We start from the raw sequence: 19,382 nt of genomic DNA on the forward strand, positions 1-19,382 counted from the left end.
GGCGAGGCGGCGGCTCAGCTGAGCTGCGTGCGCTCGACCCACTCGAGGTACTCAGGGCTCACGTCGCCGGTGACGTACTCGCCGGTGAAGCAGGACATGTCGAGCTGCTCGATGCCTGAGTCGCCGACGATCGCGCGCTGGAGGTCGTCGACCTCCTGATAGACGAGGAAGTCGCTGTCGAGCTGCTCCCTGACCTCCGGGATCGTGCGACCGGCGGCGATCAGCTCGTCACGCGAGGGCATGTTGATGCCGTACACGTGCGGGTAGCGCACTGGCGGTGCCGCCGATGTGAACGTCACCGTCTTGGTGCCCACCGAGTGCATCATCTCCACGATCTCGCGACTGGTCGTGCCGCGCACGATCGAGTCGTCGACCACGAGCACGTTCTTGCCGCGGAACTCGCTCTCGAGCGCGTTCAGCTTCTGCCGCACTGACTTCTTGCGCGTCGCCTGCCCGGGCATGATGAAGGTGCGACCGACATAGCGGTTCTTGTAGAACCCCTCGCGGTATTCGATGCCGAGTCGGCGCGCGACCTCCATCGCGGCGGGGCGCGACGAGTCGGGGATGGGCATGACCACGTCGATCGCGCCGGACGGCGTGTACCGCTCGATCGTGTCGGCGAGGCGCTCGCCCATCCGCAGCCGCGACTCGTAGACGTTGATCCCGTTCATGACGGAGTCCGGGCGCGCGAGATAGACGTACTCGAACGAGCACGGGATGAGCACCGGGCTGTCGTGCGTCATCTGGCTCGCGAGTTCGCCGTCGGGCGTGATGAAGATCGCCTCACCGGGCCGCACGTCGCGCTCGAGCTGGAAGCCGGAGCCCGTCAGCGCCACGGACTCGCTCGCGACCATCCACTCGGTGCGACCAGCGGCGCTCGTGCGCGACCCGAGCACGAGCGGACGGATGCCGAAGGGGTCGCGGAAGGCGAGCAGGCCGTGGCCCGCAATGAGCGCGATCACGCCGTAGGAGCCCCGGATCCGCTCGTGGACGCGGCGCACCGCGGTGAAGATTCGGTCAGCGTCGAGCGAGCCGGAGCGCACGAGCGTTTGCAGCTCGGAGCCGAGCACGTTGACGAGCATCTCGGTGTCGCTGCCGGTGTTTACATGCCGGTGGTCGACCGTTGCGAGCTCGCGCTCGAGCTCACGGGAGTTGGTGAGATTGCCGTTGTGCACGAGCACGATGCCATAGGGCGCGTTGACGTAGAACGGCTGCGCCTCGAGCTCGTTCTCGGCCTCGCCGCGAGTCGCGTAGCGCACGTGCCCGAGGCCGATCTCACCCAGCAGCGCGCGCATGTCGCGCGTGCGGAAGGCCTCGCGCACCTGGCCCTTGGCCTTCTTGACGTGGATCGAGCGCCCCTCGGCGGTCGCGATGCCGGTGGAGTCCTGACCGCGGTGCTGCAGGAGGGCCAGTGCGTCGTAGACCTGCTGGTTGACGCTCGAGTCGGAGACGATGCCGACGATGCCGCACACAGGCGAGCTCCTTCTGTTGCGGGGATGACGCTCAAGCCTACCGAGCGGCGCGTGCTGACGGATGCGTCTGCGAGCTCCAACCTGCCGGTCGGCGCGCATCCACCCCGCGTTCAGGCGGCCTCGGCACAGTGGGGTACATGGAACCCGACACCGAATCCATCAAGCACCTTCCCGAGCAGTCTCAGGAGTGGCCGGGACGCACCGACGATCTGCAGCCTGTGCCCGACCACGGTGAGACCAGCTACACCGGCCGCGCCCGGCTGGAGGGCAAGCGCGCGCTCGTGACCGGCGGCGACTCCGGCATCGGCAGGGCCACCGCCATCGCGTTCGCAAAGGAAGGTGCGGATGTCGCCATCGCGTACCTGCCGCAGGAGCAGGACGATGCCGAGGAGACCGGTCGCCAGGTCGAGGCCGCGGGCCGGCGCTGCGTGCTGGTGCCGTGCGACCAGCGCACCGACCAGGCCAACCGCGATCTCGCCGAGACCGTCATCCGCGAGCTTGGCGGGCTCGACATCCTCGTCAACAACGCCGGTTACCAGATGGTGCAGGAGTCGCTCGATGATATCTCTGACGAGCAACTGCGGCAGACCTACGAGACGAACATCTTTGCGATGTTCAACTTGACGCGTGCGCTGCTGCCGCACCTCGAGAACGGCGGGAGCATCATCAACTGCTCGTCCATCCAGGCATTCGAGCCGTCGGAGACGCTGCTCGACTACGCGTCGACAAAGGCAGCGATCAACAACTTCACTGTGAATCTCGCAGCACAGATGGGACCGCGCGGCATCCGTGTGAACGCCGTCGCGCCCGGCCCCATCTGGACCCCGTTGCAGCCGGCCACGAAGCCGTCGGTGAAGGACTTCGGGATGGATGCGCCGCTCGGACGCCCCGGGCAGCCCGTCGAGGTGGCGACCGCGTTCGTCTACTTGGCGAGCGACGAGGCCAGCTACGTCTCTGGTACGGTCCTCGGCGTCACGGGCGGCAAGCCCGTCTTCTAGCGCGGGCACGCTCGTCCAGCGCGGGCCACCTCTTCCAGCGCAGGCCACCTCTTCCAGCGGGGGCCACCTCTTCCAGGCCCCTGTGCACAACGCAAGCCCGCGAGCCGCCCTGCGCGGTCGCGGGCTTGCTGCGTCCCTGCCGCCCGCTGCTCGCGGCACTCGGGCTTGCGTTGTGCAGAGGCCGGGCCGCCGACAGCGCAGCAGCGTCAGGCCGCGACGCGCTCGCGCGCCGCGATGAACGCGGCGATCGCGCGGTCGACCTCCTCGTCGGTGTGCGCCGCTGAGAGCTGCACGCGGATGCGTGCCTCGCCGCGAGGCACGACGGGGAACGAGAATGCGGTGACGTAGACGCCCTCGGCGAGCATGGCATTCGCCATGTCGGCCGCGAGACGGGCGTCGTGGAACATCACCGCCGTGATCGGATGCTCGCCGGGCAGCAGCTCGAAGCCGGCAGCCTCCATGCCCTCGCGGAACCGCGCGGTGTTGCGCTGCAGCTGCTCCCGCAGCTCGCCGGCACCCTCGACCAGGTCGAGCGCCGCGATCGAGCCGGCCACGACCGAGGGGGCGAGTGCGTTCGAGAAGAGGTAGGGGCGCGAGCGCTGCCGCAGCAGGTCGACGATCTCTGCACGCGCGGCGATGTAGCCGCCGGATGCGCCGCCGAGCGCCTTGCCGAGCGTGCCGGAGATGATGTCGACGCGATCCTGCACGCCCGCGTGCTCCGGCGTGCCAGCGCCCGTCGCCCCGGTGAAGCCGGCTGCGTGCGAGTCGTCCACCATGACCATGGCGTCGTAGCGCTCGGCCAGGTCGCAGATCGCCTCCAGCGGCGCGAGGTAGCCGTCCATCGAGAACACGCCGTCGGTGACGATGAGCCGGCGCCGAGCGCCCGCGGCTTCCTGCAGACGCGCCTCGAGCTCTGCCATGTCCCGGTTCGCGTAGCGGTAGCGAGCGGCCTTCGACAGGCGGATGCCGTCGATGATCGAGGCGTGGTTGAGCGCATCCGAGATCACCGCGTCGTCGGCGTTCAGCAGCGTCTCGAAGAGTCCGCCGTTGGCGTCGTAGCAGGAGGAGTAGAGGATGCAGGCCTCCTGGCTCAGGAACGACGCCAGCCGCTGCTCGAGCTCGAGGTGCTGGGTCTGGGTGCCGCAGATGAAGCGCACCGATGCCATGCCGAAGCCCCAGTCGTCGAGCGCGGCCTTCGCGGCATCGACGATCGCCGGGTGGTCGGCGAGGCCGAGGTAGTTGTTGGCGCAGAAGTTCAGCACCTCCTGCCCGTTGGCGACCACGGTGGCCGCCTGCGGCGATTCGATGGCGCGCTCGCGCTTCGTGAGGCCGGCGGCCTCGATCTCGGCGAGCTCGTCGGCGATGGATGCACGGATGGAGTACACGGTCAGGCTCCTTGTGTGAAGTCGAGGATGACCTTGCCGGCGGCACCGGACCGAGCGCGTTCGAACGCGCCCTCCCAGTCGGCGAAGGCGAAGCGGTCGGTGATGACGGGGGAGACGTCGAGGCCGGTCTGGGCCATGGCGCTCATGGCGTACCAGGTCTCGAACATCTCGCGGCCATAGATGCCCTGGATCGTCAGCATGTGCGAGACGACCTTGCCGAAGTCGAGCTCGATCGGCGCTGACGGCAGGCCGAGCATGGCGATGCGGCCGCCGAAGTTCAGGTTCTCGATGATGCCCACGAGCGCAGCGGGCGCCCCTGACATCTCGAGCGCGACGTCGAACCCCTCGGTCATGCCGAGCTCGCGCTGCATGTCCTTGATCGCTCGCTCGCGGGGATCGAGCGCACGGAAGCCGAGGGATGCCGCCAGCTGCAGCCTGGCCTCCGAGAGATCGGTGACCACGATGTGGCGGGCACCCGCGTGCCGGGCGACCATCGCGGCCATCAGCCCGATGGGGCCGGCACCGGTCACCAGCACATCCTCGCCGATGACGGGGAACTTCAGCGCCGTGTGCACCGCGTTGCCGAACGGGTCGTAGACCCCGAACACGTCGAGCTGCAGCTCGGTGGCGCTGTCGGCCGTGACGCCCGGGTGCACCCACACGTTCGACGACGGGATCACCACGTACTCGGCGAAGCATCCGTCGCGCTGCACGCCCAGGTTCGAGGTGCGGATGCAGAGGTGGCGACGACCCGCGCGGCAGTTGCGGCAGTGGCCGCACACGACGTGGCCCTCGCCGCTCATGAGCTGCCCGACGGCGTACTCGGTGACACCATTGCCGACCTCCACGATCTCGCCGCAGAATTCGTGCCCGACCGTCACCCCCGGCTGCACAGCCGACTGCGCCCACGCATCCCACGCGTCGATGTGCAGGTCAGTGCCGCAGATCCCGGCGCGCAGCACGCGCACCTTGACGTGGCCGGGCGGCGTCTCGGGCTCGGGGATCTCAACCAGCTCGAGTCCTGGCGTGCCTCGGGTCACGAGTGCATGCATGAAGGTCTCCATCGACAGGGGCGGGTGTGCCGCCTCCATCCAACCACCAGCGGCGCCGCACCCCTTCGCTGTTCGGCCGCCGCTGCACGGCACCCCGTCGCCGTGCAGCCTCCTCGCCGTGCAGCCCGCTCGCCGTGCAGCGTCCTCGCCGTGCAGCCCCCGCGGCGCCGCGCGCCCTCTCGCACAACGCAAGCCCGGGCTGTCCGGCCGGGGCGCTCCGGCGGCCACCGCCGACAACGTGGCAGATCGCAGGGCCGGAGCTTGCGTTGTGTCGGGGCCCGCGCGCAGGAGCTCGCGCTGCGTAGGAACCCCCGCGCCGCCCTCCACCTCCGGCACCGCGCGCCTTCTCGCACAACGCAAGCCCGGGCGGCCCGGCCGGCGGCGTTCCGACGGCCACCGCCGAGAACGCGGCAGATCGCAGGGCCGGAGCTTGCGTTGTGTCGGGGCCTGCGCGCAGGAGCTCGCGCTGCGTAGGAGCCCCCGCGCCGCCCTCCACCTCCGGCACCGCGCGCCCTCTCGCACAACGCAAGCCCGGGCGGCCCGGCCGGCGGCGCTCCGGCGGCCACCGCCGGCTGCGGGGCTGTTTCCTCCGCGGGAGCTTGCGTTGTGTCGGCGCGCACTCGCTGCTTGGCCGCGTCCGTGGGGCGGCGCGGCTGCCGCCGGCGGGGCCGTGGGGCCGCGGCGGGCACGGCAGTCGCTGGCGGCTCGGTACCCTGGAAGCATGACCGATCCGTATGCCTCCGCCGGCGTCGACACCGAGGCGGGCGACCGCGCGGTCGAGCTCATGAAGGCCGCAGTCTCGCGGACGCACGGCCCGGGTGTGCTCGGCGGGGTCGGCGGCTTCGCGGGCCTGTTCGACCTCTCGGCGGTCGGCTCCTACGCGCACCCGCTGCTGGCGACGTCGACCGACGGTGTCGGCACGAAGATCGCCCTCGCGCAGGCGATCGACAAGCACGACACGATCGGTCAGGACCTCGTGGGCATGGTCGTCGACGACATCGTCGTGGTGGGCGCGAAGCCGCTGTTCATGACCGATTACATCGCTACCGGCAGGCTCGTGCCCGAGCGCATCGCCGACATCGTGCGCGGCATTGCCGAGGCCTGCGAGGCAACCGGCACGGCGCTGGTGGGCGGCGAGACGGCGGAGCACCCCGGCGTCATGGATCCGGACGACTACGACGTGGCGGGCGCCGCAGTCGGGGTCGTCGAGGCGGATGCGGTGCTTGGCGCCGAGCGCGTGCGCACGGGTGACGTGGTGGTCGCCATGGCCTCCTCCGGGCTGCACTCCAACGGATTCTCGCTCGTTCGGCACATCCTCGCCGAGAGGGGACTCGCGCTCACCGATCGCGTCGACGACCTCGGCGGCGTCGCGGCCGAGGTGCTGCTCGAACCCACCCGGCTCTACACGCTCCCGCTGCTCGAGATGCTGGGGGCCGGCCTCGGCATCCGCTCGATCTCGCACGTGACGGGCGGCGGGATCGCCGTCAACCTCGCGCGCGTCCTGCCGCCGCATACCGCCGTCGAGATCGATCGCGCGCTCTGGCAGGTGCCGCAGGTATTCGGCGCGCTCGCGCAGCTGGGCGGCTTCCCGCTCACGGAGGCGGAGGGCACCTGGAACCTCGGCCTCGGCATGCTCGTGGTCGCCCCGGCCGACGACGCGGCCGACGTCATCGCGAGGAGTGAGCGCGCCGGCATTCCCGCATGGACGGTCGGGAGCGTGCAGCCGGTGCCGGATGACACCGCCGGGTGGGTTCAGGGAGCGAAGGGCGTCGCCGGAGGTGCCGTGCGCCTGACGGGCAGCTACCGCTGACGCGGACCAGCTGACGGGCAGCTACCGCTGACGCGGACCAGCCGACGGGCACCTGCCGCTGACGCGGTCCAGCTGGCGGATGCCGGCCGCCGCCAAGGACCGCCAGACCCTGCCGCGCATCGCGTCCCGTCGCGACGTGGGCAAGCGTCCAGGTTCCTCGGATGCAAGGCGCGTACCGTGATCGGCGCTCGGTGGTTCCGAGCATGCCGGGCATGCGAGGCCTGAGGAGGTGCCTGATGACATCGGACGCCGAGCGGCTGCGAGCGCAGCAGTCGATCGCGCAGCAGTCGTCACCCGTGCACCCGCAGCCATCCGCTGCGCGGCACCGACCGTCGGGATGGCGGGCGCCCGCGCAGAGCAGTTCCGTGCCCGACGGCTCGCCTCCGTACGCAGCTCCATCTCCAGGCTTCCCACCGCAGCCGGGGCCGTTCGGCGACCAGGATGCGCCGCTGATCCACCCCGCGGCAGCACAGGCGTCCGACGTGGTCGCCTACGGTGTCCCCGTCTACCGGGCACCGGTCTACGGCCCGCCTCCGCAGCAGGCGCGCGGTCTCTCGATCACCGCGCTGGTGCTCGGAATCTGCTCGTTCGTGTTCGCGTGGACGCTCATCGTGGTGCCCATCATGGGGATGGTGTTCGGACTGATCGCGCTGCGCCGCGAGCCTGCGGGCAAGACCATGGCCACCATCGGCCTGGTGGGTTCGGGTGTTGGCCTGCTGTGGGTGCTGCTGTTCTACCTGGTGCCGTTCGGGGCGTTCTTCTCCGCGCTGCTGCTGAGCGGCCTGTTCTGACCGGTGCCGCAGTGGTGGGCGCGTTCCCGCTCGCTGACGCGTAGGCTCGGGGTACGCGGCACGCGCCCGCAAGCACCGGCATCGATCATCCGAGGAATCCCATGACCTACACGCCCCCCGAGCAGCCCGCTCAGCAGCCCGGCCAGCCTGCCGGCTACCAGCCCGCCGGGTACCAGCCCGCCGGCTACCAGTCCGCCGGCTACCAGTCCGCGCAGGGCGCAGATCAGGGCTACGGCAACTACGCCGCAGCCGCCTCCACGTCGAAGAAGCTGTCGATGTGGGGCCTCATCCTGGGCATCTCCAGCATCATCATCCCGATCTGGATCAACGCCATCGCGGGCGCCGTGCTCTCGGGCATCGGCCTCGCCAAGGAGCCTCAGGGCAAGACGATGGCTATCTGGGGCCTGGTGACCTCGGTGCTGGGATTCATCTGGGCCTTCATCTTCTGGCCGCTCATCATCACCGTGATCTTCGCCGCCGCCGTCTCGGCGGAGTACGGCTACTGAGCGAAGACTCACGAGCGAAGGGCCTGCCGCGAGGCAGGCCCTTCGTCGTCTCCGGCGCGGATGACCCGCGGTCAGCACTCGATGTAGGTCACGGCGAGGCCGCCGAGCGCTGTCTCCTTGTACTTGTCGCTCATGTCGGCGCCCGTGCGGCGCATCGTCTCGACGGCGGTGTCGAGCGAGACGTAGTGCGTGCCGTCGCCCTGCTGGGCCATGCGCGCGGCGTTGATCGCCTTCACGCTCGCCATCGCATTGCGCTCGATGCACGGGATCTGCACGAGGCCCTTGATCGGATCGCACGTGAGCCCGAGGTTGTGCTCGATGCCGATCTCGGCGGCATTCTCGATCTGCTCGGGCGTCGCCCCGAGCACCGAGGCGAAGCCGGCCGCCGCCATCGCGCACGCGGAGCCCACCTCGCCCTGGCATCCGACCTCGGCGCCGGAGATCGAGGCGTTCGACTTGATGATGATCCCGATCGCGCCGGCCACCAGCAGGAACCGCACCTGCCAAGACAGCTCGTCCTCGACGCAGTTGGCGAACCGGTCGGCGTAGTGCATGACAGCGGGGATGATGCCGGCTGCGCCGTTGGTGGGCGCGGTGACGACGCGTGCGCCGGCCGCGTTCTCCTCGTTGACGGCGAGCGCATAGAGGTTGACCCACTCCATGCCCTCCAGCAGATCCGGGCGCCCCTGCTTGGGCGTCGCATCGCGCTCGACGAGCTTCTCGTGCCATTCCAGCGAGCGCCGTTTCACGTCGAGGCCTCCCGGCAGGATGCCGGGTGTCCGGATGCCGCTGGTGACGCACTCCTGCATGACGGTCCAGATGCGCTCGAGCTGTGCGATGGTCTCCTCGCGGGAGCGCCAGGCCGACTCGTTCTCGAGCATCAGCTCCGGCACCGAGAGCCCCGTCTCGCGACAGAGCGCCACCAGCTCGTCGCCCATCGTGAACGGATGCGGCACCGCGTGCAGCTGCGCCGCTGGCGCGGGCACCGGCGACAGCACGTCGCCCTCGTCGTGCCGCATCACGAAGCCACCGCCGATCGAGTAGTAGCCCGCCGTCGCGATCGTGTCGTCCGCCGCGTCGTACGCGGTGATGCGCAGCGCATTGGGGTGCTCGCGACGCACCGTGAGCGGCCGGAACACGAACACCTTCGCCTCGTCGAACGGCACCGTCAGGCGTCCGCCGAGCGAGAGCTCCCCGGCTGCCCGGATCGCCTCGAGCGTCGACGTGATCTGCGGCGTCTCGACGGTGTCGGGAGCAAGGCCCGAGAGGCCCAGCATGATGGCCGTGTCGGTGCCGTGCCCGGATCCTGTCGCGCCCAACGATCCGAGCAGGTCGACCCGCAGGCGCGCGGTCGCGTCGAACCTGCCACTCGCCTCCAGCTGCTCGACGAAGTCGAGCGCGGCCCGCATCGGTCCGACCGTGTGGGAGGACGATGGACCGATGCCGATCTTGAACAGATCGAGCACCGAGAGGGACTCGAAGACCGGTGCGGTTGCGGTGGCGTGGGTGCCGACCTCTGTCGGCTCCTGTGCCCTGCCGTTGGTGATGGCGTGCGAGGTCACGATCAGCTCCTTCGCTGGAGAGCGCCCGGAGCCGATGGTGTCAGCTCAGGCGCTGCGGCCCGTCTGGTACTCGTCAGCGTAGTCGTCGTCGTCGGACTCGACCTCTGCGTAGTCGGCCCACTTCTCGAGCTCCGCAGCGTCTGCGGTTCCACCGAGCTCCGACTGCAGCGCGTTGTAGTTGATGTTCGGGCTGTACGACTTCAGCTCACGCGCGATCTTCGTGTGCTTTGCCTTCTGGCGACCACGACCCATGCTGGACCCCCTTGCTACTGGCGTCGGTGCAATGACTGACGAACGATGGGAGAACTTCCTCTAACAAGTCCAACTGCGATCATACCATCGAGCCTGTCGATCGGCTGTGTCGGGGCCTGGGATGTGGACAGCGCTCGGAATGGCTCAGATCGCGGTCGCCGGCACCAGCGCCGCGCCGAGCAGCAGGCCCAGGCCGGCGGCTGCCGCGCCACCGACCACGGTCACGACGATCGTCGCGAGGCCGTGGCCCCGCCGGCGCCGCTCGAGCTGCTCGACCGCCTGTGTGGCGAACGCCGAGTACGTCGAGAGCCCGCCGCAGAAGCCGGTGACGAGGATGGCGCGCCAGGTGGCGTCGAGCGGCAGCAGGCTGACGCAGAACCCTGCGAGGAGGCTCGCGACGAGGTTCACGGCGATCGTGGCCCGCACGGGCCATCCACCCGCGAGCACGCCGGTGAGGAAGCGCGCCGCGGCGCCCAGCCCGCCCGCGATCGCGATGCCCAGCAGCTCGATGGCGGTCATGCCGCCCTGCGCTTCGTCAGCATGCGACCGAGGGCGAGGCCGAGCCACGCGGACAGCATGCACAGCGCGAGCATGCCGGCCGCGAGCGCCATGCCCGGCAGCGCCGGGATGATCGTGGCGAACCCGCCCGAGCTCGCCGAGGCCGAGACGCTCGCGAGCGCCACCGCGCTGAAGGTCGTGAATCCGCCCAGCACGCCGGCTCCGATGCCATGCCGCAGCCATGCGGGCGCGTCGGCGAGGGCCGCGACCGAGACGCCCAGCAGTGCTGAGCCCACCGCGTTGACCGCGAACAGCAGCCACCACTCGGGGATGGCCTCCTGGAGCAGCGCCCGTGCTGCAGTGCCGAGCGCGCCACCGACGAGCACGGCGAGCACGGATCGCAGCAGCATCCGACCAGCGTAGGCCGCTGCCCGAGCGGCGGGCGCCAGACGCCGATCGGCCTTGACATTGACGGTGCGTCAACCCCTAGCGTCGTGCCCATGGAATGGTCGATCCAGCGCATTGCGAAGCTGGCAGGAGTCTCGAGCCGCACGCTGCGGCACTACGACGCCGTCGGCATCCTTCGACCCGCGCGCACGGATGCGAGCGGGATGCGCTGGTACGACGAGGCGAGCCTCGTCCGCCTGCAGCGGATCCTGCTGCTGCGCGGGCTCGGCGTCGGCATTGGCACGATCGCCGAGAGCCTCGAGCGCGCGACCGATGAGGAGGCGCTCACGGCGCACCTCGTCGACCTCGAGCGCGAGGCGACCCGCATCCAGCGCCAGATCCGCGCCGTCGAGCAGACGCTGCGGGCACGAGAGGGAGGAACCGCCATGACGGCAGAGGAAGCGCTCGACGGATTCGACCAGGGTCGGTACGAGCAGGAAGTGACCGAGCGCTGGGGCGCTGACGCGTGGCAGCGGAGCCAGCAGTGGTGGGGAGGCATCTCCGACGGCGACAAGCGCGCCTTCCAGCAGGAGCACCTCGACCTCGCGGCCGGGTATGCGGCGGCGCAGGCGGCGGGAGAGCGCCCCGACGGCGCACGGGTGCAGGAGCTCGTCGAGCGGCACTACCGCTGGGTGGGGCATGGCTGGCAGCGAGCGCCCGAGCTCGACGCGTTCGCGGGGCTGGGCGAGATGTACGTGGCCGATGCGCGCTTCGCCGCCAACTACGGCGGCACCGAGGGTGCGGCGTTCGTGCGCGACGCCATCCGAGCGTTCGTCGCGGAGCGCCAGCAGTAGTCGCTCCGCCCGGGGCGGATGCAGAGCGCACCCATATCCGGTGATGCTTGGATGTGCGGGTGCATCTGCTCTCGCTCGCCAGTATGAAGAACAAGGCGCTGGTCGCGCTTGTCACGATCTGCATCGCCATCTTCGGAGGGGTCGCGCTCGCGAGCCTGAAGACAGAGCTCACGCCCGAGCTCGAACTGCCCGCCGTGGTCGTCTCGACGACGATGCCGGGCGCGAGCCCCGAGATCGTGAGCGCCGATATCACCGCCCCGATCGAGGCGGCCGTGCAATCGGTGCCCGGCCTCGAGGGCACGACGGGCACATCGTCGACCGGCGTGAGCCTCGTGGTCGCGGAATTCGCCTACGGCGTGAACATGGCGACCACCGAGCAGCGCGTGCAGCAGGCCGTCAACCGCATCGGCGCGCAGCTGCCCGACGGCGCCGAGCCCACGGTGCTCACGGGCTCGATCGCTGACTTCCCGGTGCTGCAGATCGCCATCACGGGTGGCGGCGATGCGGCAGCGCTCGTCGATCGCATCGAGACGGTGGCCGTGCCGCAGCTGGAGCGCACCGACGGTGTGCGCGCGGTGCAGGTGCAGGGCGCCCCCGGGCAGCGCATCACGATCAGCCCGGACGATGCCGCCCTCACCGCACTGGGGCTCTCGCGCGCGAGCATCTCCGATGCGATCGACCAGCACGGCCAGCTGCTGCCGGGCGGCACGGTCGACGACGACGGGCAGACGCTCAGCGTGCAGATCGGCGCGCGGCTTGCCTCGGTCGCGGATGTCGCCTCGCTGCCCCTCACCGGCGGCAGCACCGATGCGGCGACCACCATTGGCGAGGTCGCGGACGTGGCCCTCGCCGAGGATCCGGTGTCGTCGATCGCACTCGTCGACGGGGAGCCCGCGATCATCCTCTCGATCACGAAGACGCAGGCGTCCAACACCGTCGACGTCTCGCATGCCGTGCAGGAGCTGCTGCCCGCGATCCAGGCCGACCTGGGCGACGACGTCACGATCACGACGATCCTCGATCAGGCCCCCTACATCGAGCAGTCGATCGAGGCGCTCGCCGTCGAGGGCGTGCTGGGCCTCGTGTTCGCCGTCCTCGTGATCCTCGTCTTCCTGTGGTCGCTGCGCTCGACGATCGTCACGGCGATCTCGATCCCGATGTCGGTGCTCATGACGTTCATCGGCATGTGGGGGTCGGGCTTCTCGCTCAACGTGCTCACGCTGGGTGCCCTGACCATCTCGATCGGCCGCGTCGTCGACGATTCGATCGTCGTGATCGAGAACATCAAGCGGCATCTGTCCTTCGAGCCTTCGAAGGCGAAGGCGATCGTGGATGCCGTGCGGGAGGTCGCGGGCGCCATCACCGCGTCGACCATCTCGACCGTCATCGTCTTCCTGCCGCTCGCGTTCGTCAGCGACATCACCGGCGAGCTCTTCCGCCCGTTCGCGCTCACCGTCACGATCGCGCTGCTCTCGTCGCTCGTGATCTCGCTCACGATCGTGCCCGTGCTGGCCTCCTGGCTGCTGAAGCAGCCGAAGGAGCTGGTCGAGGCGACTGCCGCCGCTGCAGCAGAGCCCGAGCGGCTCGCTGCACCGACCCGTGTGCGCCGCGGCCTCTTCGGCCGCCGCCTCGCCCGAGCTCCCGAGTCCCGCGACTCGGTGCCAGCGCTCGCGTCGACGGTGCGCTCGGACGAGCGACGAGATCGTGGCTCGGCGGTGCCCGCGCCTCGCGACGCCGCGCTCGAGGAGCGACCGGATCGCCTGCGCCGCGCGTACCGGCCGGTGCTGCTCGCGACACTGCGCAAGCCGTGGCTCGTGCTCGTCGGCGCCGTCGTGGTGCTCGGCGCGAGCGCCGCCGCCGTGCCGCTCATGGCCACGAACTTCCTGGGCGACGACGGCCAGACCACCGTGCAGCTCTCGCAGGAGCTCGAGCCGGGCGCATCGCTCGACACGCAGCTCGAGGCCGCAGAGGAGCTCTCCGCGCAGCTCGAGCGGGTCGACGGCATCGAGACGGTCTCCGCGACCGTCTCGGGCGGCAGCCCGTTCGCAGCCTTCACCGGCGGCGGAGGGGGCGGCAGCTCGATCCGCTACGGCGTCATCGCGGTCGACGGCACCGACATGGAGGCGCTGCGGGCCCGCATCCTCGAGCTCGGCGAGGCGGCGCCCGGCGAGGTCACGATCGGCGGGTCGGGCGGCCTCGGCGGCAGCGACATCACCATCGAGGTCCAGGGTCCGACGCCCGACGTCGTCGAGGCGGCCACCGCATCCGTCGCCGACGCCGTGCAGGGGATCGAGGGCGTCGCGCAGGTCACCGACTCGCTCGCCGGCGCCCAGCCGCTCGTGCAGGTCGCGGTCGACCGCGAGCTCACCGCGAGCCTGGGCCTGAGCGAGGCGGCAGTCTCGGGGCTCGTCGCGCAGGCCATGCAGCCGACCCCCATCGGCGACATCCAGCTCGATGGTTCGCTCGTGCGCATCTACCTGGATGCGATCGCCCCCGCGGGCACGCTGCAGGAGCTGCGCGACCTCGAGCTGCCCACGCCGACCGGTCCGCTGCCGCTGTCGGATGTTGCTGAGGTCACCGAAGTCACCGGCCCCGTCTCGATCTCGACGAGCGACGGCAGCCGCACGGCGACGGTCACCGTGACCCCGGATGCCGCGGACGTCGGCGGCCTCTCCGCCCGCGTGCAGAGCGAGCTCGACGCGCTCGCGCTCGACGATGGTGCGACCGCCCAGATCGGCGGCGCCGCCACCCAGATCACGGAGGCCTTCACGCAGCTCGGCATCGCCGCACTCGTCGCGATCCTGCTCGTCTACGTGGTCATGGTCGCGACGTTCAAGAGCCTGCTGCAGCCGTTCCTGCTGCTGGTCTCCGTGCCGTTCGCCGCGACCGGCGCGATCGCGATGCAGCTCATCACCGGGGTGCCGCTCGGCGTCGCCTCCATGGTCGGCGTGCTGATGCTGATCGGCATCGTGGTGACCAACGCGATCGTCCTCATCGATCTCGTCAACCAGTACCGCGACCGCGGACGCTCCGTGCGCGACGCGCTCCTCGAGGGTGCCGAGCGGCGCCTGCGACCCATCCTCATGACGGCGGCGGCGACGATCTTCGCGCTGATCCCGATGGCGGCCGGCATCACGGGCCAGGGCGGGTTCATCTCGCAGCCGCTCGCGATCGTTGTGATCGGCGGGCTCATCTCGTCGACGCTGCTGACGCTCATCGTGCTGCCCGTGCTCTACCTGCTCGTGGAGGGCGCGATCGAGCGGCGCCGCGTGCAGCGCGGCACGGGCACTCGTGCAGAGCGTCGGGGCGAGCTCGCAGCGGCGGGCGGACGCTGACGGCGTTCCCAGCCGATCCCTGGCTGGCGTTGGTTGAATGATCCCCGTTCACGGCAGCTCATCGACCGAGTGCCGGTTCGCCCCGTTCGCCAAGGAGAGGGAGGAGCCCGCCGGTGCCGAGCTTCCTGATCATCCACTCCGCGCTGCACGATGGTGACCTGAGCGCCTATCGGCAACCGCCGACCCTCGACATCTCGGGCATGAGGGCTTCGCTCGACTGGGGCGACATCACGCTCCACGTGCCTGCGGGAGACCTTCCCATCACCGTCTACGTGACGCGCTCGAACGGCCAGGTCGAGGGGGCCACCATCACCGTGCGGGCCCCGGCAGGCACGGGCACGCGCCTCACCTTCGTGCCGCCGGTGCAGCCGGGCGGGCGCTCGCTGCTGCGCATCGACGGGCAGTGGCCGGCGGATGCGACCATGCACTACTACGCGGCACGCGACGCTCGCGCGCTGCAGCAGCCGACGCAGCCGATGCCGTGGAAGGGCCCAGGGCAGTCCTCGCAGCCGCGGCACCCGCAGCAGTCGCAGGCGCCAGAGCAGCCGCAGGGGCAGCGCGAGTCGCAGCCAGCGGAAGGCGTGCGCGTCGTCAGCCCCGTGCTCGGACGCCTGGATTCGCCGACCCCACCCATCGGGCCCACGCCGGGATCCACCGGTGCGGTGCCGCTGCAGCCGTCATCCTTCGGGCACGAGCAGGGCGCCCGCGTCGACCCGATCCGTGCATCGGCGCCGACGTCGCGTTCCGGAGGGCAGCCACCGCCGGCGCCGTCCTTCGGACAGCGATCGGAGCGGGCCGAGCACGACGGCCGAATCCGCGAGCGGGCGGGCGGCGATCAGCCTCCGTCGATCCCCACGCCAGCGGAGTTCCATCGACTCGAGCAGCAGGCAGCCGAGGCGCAGCGACGTGTCTACGATGCCTGGCAGGCCCAGCAGCGACCGCCAGGTGCCCTGCAGCCGAGCGACGCGCCGCTCCCGGTCGGGCTGCCGGCGAGCCCGGGGCAGCCGCAGGCGAACTGGTACCCGGATCCCTTCCGGCGGGCGGATGTGCGCTGGTTCGACGGCCGGCAGTGGACCGCATCGATCATGCGCGGCGGAGTGCGAGGCACCGACCAGCCGGGCTGACGAGGGTTGCCCCTGTCGCGAGCGACGGTCGTGCCGTACAGTGGGGAGGTCGGCTCGGGACGAACGCGTGTGCGTTGCAATGGAGTGTCTCCGCGGCCGGATTCCCGCGAGCATCCTCGCGGTTGACCACGATGCCCGCGATGACTGCGGCACGACCTGCGCGATGTTCACTCCCGCGCGCACAGAGAAGACGAGCAATGGCACGGAACGACTCGCGCCCCACGGGCGCCCGACGACCGAACGACCGAGACGCCGATCGACCCGGCTCCCGCAGCAAGGGGCACCGCGGCTTCCGCGAGGAGCAGCCGTCGAAGGGCCGCTGGAACCGCGACGATCGCGATCGCCGCGATGGCGGCGCCCGCACGGGCGGCCGCCCCAGCGCCGGTCGCCCGAACTGGACGCCGCCCGAGGAGCGCAACTCCCACCGCGGTGGCCCCTCGTTCCGCACTCGCGGCGGCGCCCAGGGCGGCCGCGATCAGCAGGGTGACGACCGCCTGCATCGCGGCGAGCGCCCCCGTGGCTTCGATCGTGCCCGTGACGAGCAGCGGGGACGCGGCGCAGGCGCCGCAGCATCGCGGCGCGGCGATCGTCGCTTCGACGATCGCGCACCGCGCCGCGATGACCGCGGCTTCGGCGACCGTCGCGAGCAGGGCGAGTGGCGCTTCGACGACCGTCCGCGCCGCGATGACCGCGCGCCCCGCCGTGACGATCGCGGTGAGCGGCGCTTCGACGACCGCCCCCGCGGTGATGACCGCGGCGGGCGCCGCTTCGACGACCGCCCGAAGCGCGACGACCGCGCACCGCGCCGCGATGACCGCGGCGAGCGTCGCTTCGACGACCGCCCCCGCCGCGATGACCGCGACCGCAGCTTCGGCGATCGCCGCGAGCAGGGTCAGCGTCGCTTCGACGACCGCGGCCCGAAGCGCGACGACCGCGCGCCCCGCCGTGACGACCGCGGTGAGCGTCGCTTCGACGATCGCCCCCGCCGCGAGGACCGCGGCGAGCGTCGCTTCGATGACCGCCCCCGCCGCGACGACCGCGCCCCGCGCCGCGACGACCGCGCCCCGCGCCGCGACCGCTTCGACGAGCAGCCGCGCCGCGACAGCACCTACTACCCGTCGAAGGAATCGAACCCCTTCCAGCCGAAGGACGACGTCGTGCTCGAGCGCCTCGAGGCGACCTCGATCCGCGCCGAGGACGTCGAGGGCGTCTCGTTCGCCGACCTCGGCATCGGCGACAGCATCTCCCGTGCGCTGACCGGGATGGGCGCGACCTCCCCGTTCCCGATCCAGGCAGCCACGATCCCGGATGTGATGGCGGGCCGCGACGTGCTCGGCCGCGGCCGCACCGGATCCGGCAAGAGCATCGCCTTCGGCGCGCCGATCGTCGAGATGCTGCTGCGCGGCCGCTCCGAGCGTCGCGAGCTCGGACGGGCGCCGCGCGCGCTCGTGCTGGCTCCCACGCGCGAGCTCGCCCAGCAGCTCAACCACACGATCATGACGCTCGGCCGCGAGGTGGGCGTGTTCACGACCGTCATCGTGGGCGGCGTCAAGCAGGATCGCCAGGTCGAGGCGCTGCGTCGCGGCGTCGACATCGTGATCGGCACCCCAGGCCGCATCGAGGATCTCGTCGAGCAGCGCAGGCTCAACCTGGGCGCCGTCGAGATCGCGGTGGTCGACGAGGCCGACCACATGTGCGAGCTCGGATTCCTCGAGCCCGTGCAGCGCATCCTCCGTCGCACCAAGCCGGGCAGCCAGAAGCTGCTCTTCTCGGCGACGCTCGACGCAGAGGTGCAGACCATCGTCAAGGAGTTCCTGCCGGAGCCGGCCGTGCACGAGGTGGCGGGCGAGGAGCAGTCGACCTCGACGATCGACCACCAGATCCTCGTCACCGACCGCTACGACAAGGATGCGGTGCTCGAGCAGATGGTGCAGAACCCGGGGCGCGTCCTCGTCTTCACCCGCACGCGCGCCTACGCCGAGCGGCTCGCCGAGCAGTTCAGCGACGCAGGCATTGCGGCGGTCAGCCTGCACGGCGACCTCACGCAGGCCAAGCGCACCCGCTCGCTCGAGAAGTTCAAGCGGGGCAAGGTCGACGTGCTGGTCGCGACGGATGTCGCAGCCCGCGGCATCCACATCGACGACATCGCGCTCGTCGTGCAGGCCGATCCGCCGGACGAGTACAAGACGTACATGCACCGGGCCGGCCGCACGGGCCGCGCGGGCCACGATGGTCGCGTCGTCACCGTGATCGCCCCGGCGCGCCGCAAGCGAACCCAGCAGCTGCTGGACCGCGCCGAGATCGAGGCGCCGATGATCCCCGTGCGCCCCGGTGACGACCTGCTCGACACGCTCACGGCACCGCCGGCAGCATCCGTAGCACCCGAGCTGGAATCGGCCGGCGCCGTCGACGCCCGCTGACGCCGCCCGCCCGCGCGACCCCTGCACAACGCAAGCCCGCCGCCCGCCGGCGAGGCCCCTGCACAACGCAAGCCCGCGCACCCGGAACCGGCCCGGATCCGAACGATCCGGGCCGGCTCCGGCGCGGTCGCCTGGGCGGGCTTGCGTTGTGCTGAGGCTGGCGTAGCGTTGGAGCCATGCGCATCGTCGTGATCGGCGGAACAGGGAACTCGGGCTCAGCCATCGTGCGAGCGCTCGCGAGACGCAATGCCGACGTGCATCCCCTGTCGCGCTCCGGGAAGGCCATCGCAGGCGCCTCCGGTGTGAAGGCCGACATCGTCTCGGGGGAGGGGCTCGACGCCGCGCTCGAGGGCGCCGAGGTGATCGTCGACGCGTGCAATTCGCGCAACCCCATCGATCCGAAGCCCTTCACGATCGGGGCTCGCAACATCGTGCACGCAGCCGAGCGTGCCGGTGTGCAGCGCGCGGTGGTGCTCTCGATCCTCGGCGTCGAGCGATCGAAGCTCTCGTACCACCGTCGCAAGCACGAGCAGGAGCTCACCTACCTGAACTCCGCGATCGACACCTCGATCGTGCGCGCCGCGCAGTTCCACGAATGGTCGGTCGACCAGTTCGAGGCGGGATCGGCACTCGGCGCCATCCCGGTCGTGCTCGGCGGCCGGATGCAGCCGGTGGCGGTCAGCGAGGTCGCCGAGCTGTGCGCCGACGAGGCGCTCGACCCGAGCGGCAAGCGCTTCGTCGAGATCGCCGGTCCGCACGTGCGGCTCTCGCGCGATCTGGCGAAGGCCTGGCAGGCGGCGACCGGCGCCCGCGGGATCATCGTCAATGGTCCGTTCCCGCCGTCCGTGCTCGACTACATGCGCTCCGGTGCGAACTTCACAGAGCAGCACAAGGGCACGATCACGTTCGAGGAATGGCTCTCGCGCCGACGCTGAT

Annotated in this window: 16 protein-coding genes; 9 read left to right on the forward strand and 7 right to left on the reverse strand. The window is 70.8% G+C overall.

Annotated features, from left to right (window positions below):
* Window positions 1-14: 14 nt before the first annotated feature.
* The gene (gene purF / locus ACJJVL_RS13170) at window positions 15-1,472 is read right to left on the reverse strand and encodes an amidophosphoribosyltransferase (protein ID WP_405219365.1); all 1,458 of its coding nucleotides are present in this window, start codon (window positions 1,470-1,472) and stop codon (window positions 15-17) included.
* Window positions 1,473-1,609: 137 nt separating this feature from the next.
* Between purF and ACJJVL_RS13175 the strand changes: the two genes are divergently transcribed.
* On the forward strand, window positions 1,610-2,470 hold the full coding sequence (locus tag ACJJVL_RS13175) for an SDR family oxidoreductase (RefSeq protein ID WP_405219367.1): 861 nt from the start codon (window positions 1,610-1,612) through the stop codon (window positions 2,468-2,470).
* Window positions 2,471-2,676: 206 nt separating this feature from the next.
* Here ACJJVL_RS13175 and ACJJVL_RS13180 read toward each other — a convergent pair whose 3' ends face one another.
* Window positions 2,677-3,855, reverse strand: a complete 1,179-nt coding sequence (locus ACJJVL_RS13180; RefSeq protein ID WP_405219369.1) for a glycine C-acetyltransferase — start codon at window positions 3,853-3,855, stop codon at window positions 2,677-2,679.
* 2 nt (window positions 3,856-3,857) lie between these two features.
* Window positions 3,858-4,907, reverse strand: coding sequence for an L-threonine 3-dehydrogenase (gene tdh / locus ACJJVL_RS13185; RefSeq protein ID WP_405219371.1), 1,050 nt, complete (start codon window positions 4,905-4,907; stop codon window positions 3,858-3,860).
* A 721-nt stretch (window positions 4,908-5,628) separates the two neighbouring features.
* On the opposite strand from tdh, the gene purM reads away from it, so the two are divergent.
* The 3 genes from purM (at window position 5,629) to ACJJVL_RS13200 (ending at window position 8,014) form a co-directional block, all read left to right on the forward strand.
* Window positions 5,629-6,717 carry a phosphoribosylformylglycinamidine cyclo-ligase gene (gene purM / locus ACJJVL_RS13190; RefSeq protein WP_405219373.1) on the forward strand — a complete coding sequence of 363 codons (1,089 nt, stop codon included), beginning with the start codon at window positions 5,629-5,631 and terminating at the stop codon, window positions 6,715-6,717.
* 236 nt (window positions 6,718-6,953) lie between these two features.
* Entirely contained in the window at window positions 6,954-7,508 is a 555-nt protein-coding gene (locus ACJJVL_RS13195; protein ID WP_405219375.1) for a DUF4190 domain-containing protein, read from the forward strand.
* Window positions 7,509-7,609: 101 nt separating this feature from the next.
* Window positions 7,610-8,014 carry a hypothetical protein gene (locus tag ACJJVL_RS13200; protein WP_405219377.1) on the forward strand — a complete coding sequence of 135 codons (405 nt, stop codon included), beginning with the start codon at window positions 7,610-7,612 and terminating at the stop codon, window positions 8,012-8,014.
* Between the two features lie 71 nt (window positions 8,015-8,085).
* Here the strand turns inward: ACJJVL_RS13200 and ACJJVL_RS13205 are convergent, their stop codons facing one another.
* From ACJJVL_RS13205 to ACJJVL_RS13220, 4 genes are all read right to left on the reverse strand, one after another.
* The gene (locus ACJJVL_RS13205; protein ID WP_405219717.1) at window positions 8,086-9,480 is read right to left on the reverse strand and encodes an L-serine ammonia-lyase; all 1,395 of its coding nucleotides are present in this window, start codon (window positions 9,478-9,480) and stop codon (window positions 8,086-8,088) included.
* A gap of 141 nt (window positions 9,481-9,621) precedes the next feature.
* Complete coding sequence (locus ACJJVL_RS13210) at window positions 9,622-9,828, reverse strand: DUF3073 domain-containing protein (RefSeq protein ID WP_405219379.1); 207 nt, start codon at window positions 9,826-9,828, stop codon at window positions 9,622-9,624.
* 144 nt (window positions 9,829-9,972) lie between these two features.
* Entirely contained in the window at window positions 9,973-10,347 is a 375-nt protein-coding gene (locus tag ACJJVL_RS13215) for a fluoride efflux transporter FluC (RefSeq protein ID WP_405219380.1), read from the reverse strand.
* Window positions 10,344-10,736 (reverse strand): fluoride efflux transporter FluC, encoded by a 393-nt coding sequence (locus tag ACJJVL_RS13220; protein WP_405219382.1) that lies wholly within the window; start codon window positions 10,734-10,736, stop codon window positions 10,344-10,346. Before ACJJVL_RS13220 ends, ACJJVL_RS13215 begins: the two co-directional genes overlap by 4 nt.
* Window positions 10,737-10,826: 90 nt before the next feature.
* Here ACJJVL_RS13220 and ACJJVL_RS13225 point away from each other — a divergent pair, with 90 nt between their 5' ends.
* The 5 genes from ACJJVL_RS13225 to ACJJVL_RS13245 all read left to right on the forward strand — a co-directional run bounded on the left by ACJJVL_RS13225 (window position 10,827) and on the right by ACJJVL_RS13245 (window position 19,381).
* Window positions 10,827-11,567, forward strand: a complete 741-nt coding sequence (locus ACJJVL_RS13225) for a MerR family transcriptional regulator (RefSeq protein ID WP_405219384.1) — start codon at window positions 10,827-10,829, stop codon at window positions 11,565-11,567.
* Between the two features lie 59 nt (window positions 11,568-11,626).
* Window positions 11,627-14,902: an efflux RND transporter permease subunit gene (locus tag ACJJVL_RS13230; protein ID WP_405219386.1), complete on the forward strand. Its 3,276-nt coding sequence runs from the start codon at window positions 11,627-11,629 to the stop codon at window positions 14,900-14,902.
* A 113-nt stretch (window positions 14,903-15,015) separates the two neighbouring features.
* Window positions 15,016-16,026 carry a DUF2510 domain-containing protein gene (locus ACJJVL_RS13235; RefSeq protein WP_405219388.1) on the forward strand — a complete coding sequence of 337 codons (1,011 nt, stop codon included), beginning with the start codon at window positions 15,016-15,018 and terminating at the stop codon, window positions 16,024-16,026.
* A 197-nt stretch (window positions 16,027-16,223) separates the two neighbouring features.
* Window positions 16,224-18,446 carry a DEAD/DEAH box helicase gene (locus ACJJVL_RS13240; RefSeq protein ID WP_405219390.1) on the forward strand — a complete coding sequence of 741 codons (2,223 nt, stop codon included), beginning with the start codon at window positions 16,224-16,226 and terminating at the stop codon, window positions 18,444-18,446.
* A 176-nt stretch (window positions 18,447-18,622) separates the two neighbouring features.
* Complete coding sequence (locus tag ACJJVL_RS13245) at window positions 18,623-19,381, forward strand: SDR family oxidoreductase (RefSeq protein WP_405219392.1); 759 nt, start codon at window positions 18,623-18,625, stop codon at window positions 19,379-19,381.
* The last annotated feature ends 1 nt before the right edge of the window (window position 19,382 follow it).

Origin of the sequence: Agrococcus sp. Ld7 (assembly GCF_045064095.1) — a bacterium.
Classification (GTDB): domain Bacteria; phylum Actinomycetota; class Actinomycetes; order Actinomycetales; family Microbacteriaceae; genus Agrococcus.

Coding starts and splice junctions, on each gene's coding strand:
- ACJJVL_RS13175 (WP_405219367.1), top strand. CDS start 1,610: ATGGAACCCGACACCGAATCCATCAAGCACCTTCCCGAGCAGTCTCAG.
- tdh (WP_405219371.1), bottom strand. CDS start 4,907: ATGCATGCACTCGTGACCCGAGGCACGCCAGGACTCGAGCTGGTTGAG.
- purM (WP_405219373.1), top strand. CDS start 5,629: ATGACCGATCCGTATGCCTCCGCCGGCGTCGACACCGAGGCGGGCGAC.
- ACJJVL_RS13195 (WP_405219375.1), top strand. CDS start 6,954: ATGACATCGGACGCCGAGCGGCTGCGAGCGCAGCAGTCGATCGCGCAG.
- ACJJVL_RS13200 (WP_405219377.1), top strand. CDS start 7,610: ATGACCTACACGCCCCCCGAGCAGCCCGCTCAGCAGCCCGGCCAGCCT.
- ACJJVL_RS13210 (WP_405219379.1), bottom strand. CDS start 9,828: ATGGGTCGTGGTCGCCAGAAGGCAAAGCACACGAAGATCGCGCGTGAG.
- ACJJVL_RS13215 (WP_405219380.1), bottom strand. CDS start 10,347: ATGACCGCCATCGAGCTGCTGGGCATCGCGATCGCGGGCGGGCTGGGC.
- ACJJVL_RS13220 (WP_405219382.1), bottom strand. CDS start 10,736: ATGCTGCTGCGATCCGTGCTCGCCGTGCTCGTCGGTGGCGCGCTCGGC.
- ACJJVL_RS13225 (WP_405219384.1), top strand. CDS start 10,827: ATGGAATGGTCGATCCAGCGCATTGCGAAGCTGGCAGGAGTCTCGAGC.
- ACJJVL_RS13240 (WP_405219390.1), top strand. CDS start 16,224: ATGGCACGGAACGACTCGCGCCCCACGGGCGCCCGACGACCGAACGAC.
- ACJJVL_RS13245 (WP_405219392.1), top strand. CDS start 18,623: ATGCGCATCGTCGTGATCGGCGGAACAGGGAACTCGGGCTCAGCCATC.